We start from the raw sequence: 5,987 nt of genomic DNA, 5'->3' as shown, positions 1-5,987 counted from the left end.
AGTGTGGTAACACATGTAGTTGACTGTTACTAATAGGTCGAGGGCTTAACCAAAAAGATTCTGACAATTCAATGTGTAGTTTTGAAGATATAAGAAAAAAGGTTATCTATTTAGTGAAAGAATTCACTTAGTAGATAACCTTTTTTGTGAAGCAGATATATAAAAAACGCTTAACCAATAGATAACGATTTTTATATGATTAAGTAAATGGTTGGAGATATGTTACGGGAAGAGATATTAGTAAAAAATTCTGCATTTAAATACTAAAATTTTCAGATTTGAAATTAGTATAAAATCGTCCTTGTATAGAAGTAAAACGTAGTACGCAATAATCAGGATCAGTAACACCTTTTGAATAATACATGGTATCACCTTCTTGCCAAATCATCTCCTTACTTTTGCTATCTTCTAACACCTCAATGTTTCCAATTAACATAACACCTCTAAAAAAACGTCGGTCACAAAAATAAATGCAGGCTTTTGAATTTTCCTCAAACTGTGTAACGCGCATAGAGGAGATGTTAGTAGTAAAATAGAATGTTTTTATGCCTTCGCGTTTGCGTGGTGGTAGCATTGCTTTTGTATTTGGAAAATTGTTAGCATCGACAGAACTTATAAAAGTAACACTCTGTTTATCAATTAAGTTCCCTATTGTTTTTTCAATATCTCGCATGTTAAGTACCTCCTTGTTAAAATTATAAGACTGTTAAACAATAAGGTAAACTACCCACTTTTTTGTAACTATAAGAATCCCTGTTCTTTCAAAAAATCTTCTCGATTATCGTCTAACATAATTTCAATCCCTACATCCTGCATAATTGTAATTGCTTCAAATATTTTTTTGCCTCTTTCTGTCAAAAAGTATTCTACCTTTAGAGGGTATCCATCAAAGGTAATTTTATCAACGAATTTATGTTCTGCAAGTTCATGTAGGTGTTGCAGTAACATCTTTTGACTAATGCCGGTAATTTCACTTTTTAGGTTAGATAATGATTTTCTGCCTTTACTAAGTTGCCATAAAATTATCGGTTTCCATTTTCCACGGATAATATCATGTGTCATTTCCAAAGGACAAGTATATTCATTTCTTAATTTCATGTGTTAACCTTCCATTCTAATAAGATACTTTTATTATAACTGCGTAAGAGATGATTAACAAATAAAACTGCAGAGCAAAGGTATAATCCTAAAAATAATAAAATTAATAACCTATTTAGAATTAAGAAAGGGATCGAATAACTACGTCGAATTAAAAGAAAATACAGTAAGAATTATAGATATTTATAGTATTAATCAGTCAAGTTATAAAAGCTTGGTTGATTTTATTTGATTGATTACATATGTTGTGTTAAAATGAGTAAGGCTAGTAGCTTATTAATTAAAATTATTAGAGATAATAGAGTTAGACAAGGTTTAGCTTTCATTATATATTGTAACTGTGGCTATATAAGCACAGTTTGTAAGTAGTATGTGACTATTCAGAACCTTTAATAAAAACTCGCTTTTTTGACCATCGAGAGGTTTCATATGTTGGTTCAATTTGTATACATTTAGTTTTGAAAGAGCTGGGGAATTGAATAGTTTAGTAGCATAACAATACAAAAGGAGGTTGAAAAATGAACAAGCTTGAACTTCAAAAGACTGCTAACGAAATTAGAAAAGGAATCGTTACAGCAGTTCATAGTGCAAAATCCGGCCACCCAGGTGGATCATTATCAGCAGCAGACATTTTCACTTATCTATATTTTGAGGAATTAAATATAGATCCAAAAGACCCAGAAAAGAGTGATAGAGATCGCTTTGTATTATCAAAGGGACATGTAGCTCCAGGTCTTTATTCAACTTTAGCACATAGAGGATTTTTCCCTGTAGAAGACCTTACTACATTACGCCATGTTGGTTCTTATCTACAAGGACATCCTGATAAGAAACACATACCAGGTGTCGACATGTCAAGTGGTTCATTAGGCCAAGGTGTTTCAGCAGCTGTTGGTATGGCTTTATCTGCTAAATTATCAAATGACCCTTACCGTGTATACGCACTTCTAGGTGATGGAGAGATACAAGAAGGTCAAGTATGGGAAGCAGCAATGTTCGCTGGCTCTCATCATTTAGATAACTTAGTAGTAATTGTTGACAACAATGGTTTACAAATTGATGGTAAAATTGAAGATATATGTTCACCATACCCAATTGACAAAAAATTCGAAGCATTTAATTTCAACGTGATTAACATTAATGCTCATGATTTTGATGAAATAGATGATGCATTTAAGAAAGCAAGAGAATGCAAAGGGCAACCTACTGCAATCATTGCAAAGAGTGTTAAAGGAAAAAATGTTTCATTTATGGAAAATAACGCTGCATGGCATGGTAGCGCACCAAATGACGAACAATACGAACATGCAATGAAAGAATTAGAGAAAGTAGGTGAAGCCTTATGTCAGAAGTAAAGAAAATTGCCACAAGAGAAAGTTATGGTAATGCTTTAGCTGAATTAGGTAAAGAGTACGATAACTTATATGTATTTGATGCGGATTTAGCAGAGGCTACTAAGACAAATATATTTCACAAAGCTTTCCCTGAAAGACATATAGATTGTGGTATCGCTGAATGTAATATGGTTGGTATTGCAGCGGGTATGGCTACAACAGGTAAAATCCCATTTGTTAGCTCATTCGCTATGTTTACTGCTGGTCGTGCCTTTGAACAAATTAGAAACTCCATTGGATATCCACATCTAAATGTTAAAATTGGTGCTACACACGCAGGTATTTCAGTAGGCGAAGATGGTGCAACCCATCAATGTAATGAAGATCTTGCGTTAATGAGAACAATTCCAGGAATGGTTGTTATCAACCCTTCTGATGATGTAGAAGCAAGAGCTGCTGTTAGAGCTGCAGTAGAATATGAGGGACCAGTATACTTACGTTTTGGCCGTCTTGCAGCACCTGTAATTAATGATAGACCAGATTACAAATTTGAAATCGGTAAAGGTGTTCTTTTACAAGAAGGAACAGATGTTACATTGGTAGCAACTGGTTTATGCGTATCTGAAACATTAGAAGCAGCTAAGATGTTAGCAGCGGATGGAATCTCAGCAGAAGTAATCAATATTCATACAATCAAACCACTTGATGAAGAAATCATTGTTACAAGCGCTAAGAAGACGAATAAAGTGGTTACTATTGAAGAACATTCAATCATTGGTGGTCTTGGTGGTGCAGTTTGTGATGCTTTATCAGCAAATTATCCAACTAAAGTAATGAAAATTGGTATTAATGATGTATATGGTGAAAGCGGCCCAGCCGTAGAATTAATTAAGAAATACGGTTTAGACGCCCAAAGCATCTACAATAGAGTGAAAGAATTTGCTCGTGCTTAATTAAAAGAGTTAATAAATAGTAAAATAGAATATAAGTTTCATTTTAGCTCTATGCTTTGCATTGGAAAGGGTTACTTACCAACGCAAACATAGAGCTATTTTTGTGTTATATTAGTATTTGAATTAGTAGACTAATTTAAATTAAGTTATAAAAACTACATAAATTTATTTAAGCTAGTAAAACATAAAATAATTAAAGTAAATTAGTTAATAAATATAGATTGTTTAGGTAATAAGTTAGTGGTAATCTTGGTATCACACATATTACTAAAAGCTATTTTGAAAGGAGAAGGGGATAGTTACAGGACTTATTTACAACGTAAAAAGATTACAGTGAAAAGGAGAAGATATAATGTATACAAGCAAATTTAAAAGGAGACTTCTTAGTTTACTTACATTAATGGTTATTCTGGTAGGATCAATCTTTGCTGCAAATCCAGTTCAAACTTTTGCTGCAATGAATTATTCCGAATTTCCATCGGGATATACCTATCCAACACAAATGAGAGGTTTATCTGCTTTTGATTTAGTTGCAGATATGGGGGCAGGATGGAATTTAGGTAATTCACTAGAAGCATCTGAAAATGAAACTAATTGGAATAATCCTCGTACAACAAAGGCAATGATAGATGCAATCGCAGCCAAAGGTTTTAAAACATTACGTGTTCCAGTACGTTGGGATGATCATTATTCGGATGCTTCCAATTATACAATTCAGTCAGATTATATGGATCGTGTAGAAACAGTTGTTAATTATGGTCTTGCAAATGGCATGTACGTTATCCTTAATGTTCATCACAACGATTTACAAACTATGGTATCAACAGATTCATCTGTACAATCTAGAGTTAAAAACGAATTGAAAGCAATCTGGACGCAGGTTGGTAATCGTTTTAAAAATTATGGGGATAAGTTAATATTTGAAGTGAATAATGAACCAAGACGCGGAGAGAATTGGGGTGGTGAACAAAGCGACTATGACTGTGTGAACGCTTATAATGAAGCAGGACGTGCCGCTATTCGTGCAACTGGAGGAAATAATAGCAAGCGATTAATTTTACTACCAACATACTGTGCATCAGCAGATGATCCAAAAATTTATGGTTGGAAAAATCTCAGTAGTGATACAATGGTAGCAGTTTCCATTCACGCATATAAACCTTTCGATTTTGCATATCAGGAAGGTGGACATTCCAATTGGACAAATGAAGATTACAATGATCTTGTCTATATGTTTGATCAATTGAAGTCTGTATTTATTGATAAGGGCGTTCCTGTTGTTATAGGTGAATTTGGCGCGACAAATAAGGGGAATACTTCAGATCGTGAAAAATATGCCTCCATTTATGCATCATTAGCAAGTGCAAAGAAAATTCCTTGCATTTGGTGGGATAACAATAGAATCGACACTGGAGCAGAAAATTTCGGTATCTTCAATCGTGCAGCTAGAACTTACTATTATGATGGTATTGCAAATGCAATAGTGAAAGCATATAATGGAGGTTCTGATGAAATCACTGACGATTATGTAAGTTTGTTCTGGGGAGAGGCATCTTCAAGTAATTGGGGACAAGCGGTCTCTGTGAAAACAAAGAAAAATGGAGGAAGTTTCGATTCTTCTAATATAAAATCTGGTGGACATTTCTATGTTGAATATAGTGGAGAAAGTGAAAAACTAGAATTAATATTACAGAGCTGGTCAGGTGCTAATGAATGGGCAAAAGTTAAGATTAGTGATTCTGGAAGTGCTAACGGCCATTACTATGCGAAATTCTCATATGATAATTGTGTTGCAGCCTTTGGAACAAGCGACTTTGTGAATAAGCTAGACACCATTCATGTAGGGGCTATGTCAGGTAATGTTACGGTGTATTCAGTATGTTATGATTTTGGGGCGAGTGGTGGATCCGGGGGTAATTCGCAAAATTACACTACCTTATTCTCAGGGGAATCAAAGGCTGAGCCTTGGGCGCAAGCTGTTACTTTAATGACAAAAAAAAATGGTGGATCCTTTGATGTAAGTACGATTAAAGCTAATGGATATTTTTATGTTGAATATAGTGGAGTACAAAACCAGATTGAAATGATCTTCCAAAGTTGGTCTGGTGGAACTGAGTGGGCAAAGATTTCCCCAGCTGAAACAGGACAAGTCAATGGTCGCTATTATGCAAAGTTTAAATATCAAGATTGTGTGAATGCGTTTGGTACAACAGATTTAGCAGGAAAACTTGATAAGGTGCATGTTGGCGCACAGCAGAATACAACAACGGTATATTTGCTACGTTATTATGTTTAAGATTGTGAAATACTCTATTAATTAGGAAAAGCTCATCAGATAGATTAGGTAATATGTGTATATCGAAAATGAAAAAAGCAAGTCATCGTAAGATGGCTTGTTTTTTATAGAAAATGCACCAAGAAATAACTACCAAATAATGGTTGATTAAATAGTGATTAAATGGTAAAATGTATTTGTTTAGAGAAGGACTATGAAGTTGAAGTAGTCTTTTGTTACATAAGTTGCACGAGTGGCTCAGTGGTGGAGTATTGCCTTCCCAAGGCGAGGGTCGCGGGTTCGAATCCCGTCTCGTGCTTGTTGTAA

5 protein-coding genes and 1 tRNA gene are annotated in these 5,987 nt (G+C 34.5%); 4 read left to right on the top strand and 2 right to left on the bottom strand.

Annotation, left to right across the window (positions count from 1 at the left end; translation table 11 throughout):
- Window positions 1–256 precede the first annotated feature (256 nt).
- On the bottom strand, window positions 257–673 hold the full coding sequence (locus ACW2QF_RS16675) for a pyridoxamine 5'-phosphate oxidase family protein (RefSeq protein WP_455717141.1): 417 nt from the start codon (window positions 671–673) through the stop codon (window positions 257–259).
- 68 nt (window positions 674–741) lie between these two features.
- The gene (locus ACW2QF_RS16670; RefSeq protein ID WP_455717140.1) at window positions 742–1,098 is read right to left on the bottom strand and encodes a winged helix-turn-helix transcriptional regulator; all 357 of its coding nucleotides are present in this window, start codon (window positions 1,096–1,098) and stop codon (window positions 742–744) included.
- A 518-nt stretch (window positions 1,099–1,616) separates the two neighbouring features.
- On the opposite strand from ACW2QF_RS16670, the gene ACW2QF_RS16665 reads away from it, so the two are divergent.
- From ACW2QF_RS16665 to ACW2QF_RS16650, 4 genes are all read left to right on the top strand, one after another.
- Entirely contained in the window at window positions 1,617–2,453 is an 837-nt protein-coding gene (locus tag ACW2QF_RS16665; protein WP_455717139.1) for a transketolase, read from the top strand.
- The gene (locus ACW2QF_RS16660) at window positions 2,441–3,385 is read left to right on the top strand and encodes a transketolase family protein (RefSeq protein ID WP_455717138.1); all 945 of its coding nucleotides are present in this window, start codon (window positions 2,441–2,443) and stop codon (window positions 3,383–3,385) included. Before ACW2QF_RS16665 ends, ACW2QF_RS16660 begins: the two co-directional genes overlap by 13 nt.
- 352 nt (window positions 3,386–3,737) lie before the next feature.
- The gene (locus ACW2QF_RS16655) at window positions 3,738–5,681 is read left to right on the top strand and encodes a cellulase family glycosylhydrolase (RefSeq protein ID WP_455717137.1); all 1,944 of its coding nucleotides are present in this window, start codon (window positions 3,738–3,740) and stop codon (window positions 5,679–5,681) included.
- Between the two features lie 226 nt (window positions 5,682–5,907).
- A tRNA-Gly gene (locus ACW2QF_RS16650) sits at window positions 5,908–5,979 on the top strand.
- Window positions 5,980–5,987: the final 8 nt, after the last annotated feature.

It is taken from the genome of Anaerosporobacter sp. (assembly GCF_965301125.1).
This window is presented reverse-complemented; position numbering and strand designations above follow the sequence as displayed.

Excerpts from the sequence above, each read along its gene's own strand:
- ACW2QF_RS16675 (WP_455717141.1), bottom strand. The coding sequence starts at position 673 with ATGCGAGATATTGAAAAAACAATAGGGAACTTAATTGATAAACAGAGT.
- ACW2QF_RS16670 (WP_455717140.1), bottom strand. The coding sequence starts at position 1,098 with ATGAAATTAAGAAATGAATATACTTGTCCTTTGGAAATGACACATGAT.
- ACW2QF_RS16665 (WP_455717139.1), top strand. The coding sequence starts at position 1,617 with ATGAACAAGCTTGAACTTCAAAAGACTGCTAACGAAATTAGAAAAGGA.
- ACW2QF_RS16660 (WP_455717138.1), top strand. The coding sequence starts at position 2,441 with ATGTCAGAAGTAAAGAAAATTGCCACAAGAGAAAGTTATGGTAATGCT.
- ACW2QF_RS16655 (WP_455717137.1), top strand. The coding sequence starts at position 3,738 with ATGTATACAAGCAAATTTAAAAGGAGACTTCTTAGTTTACTTACATTA.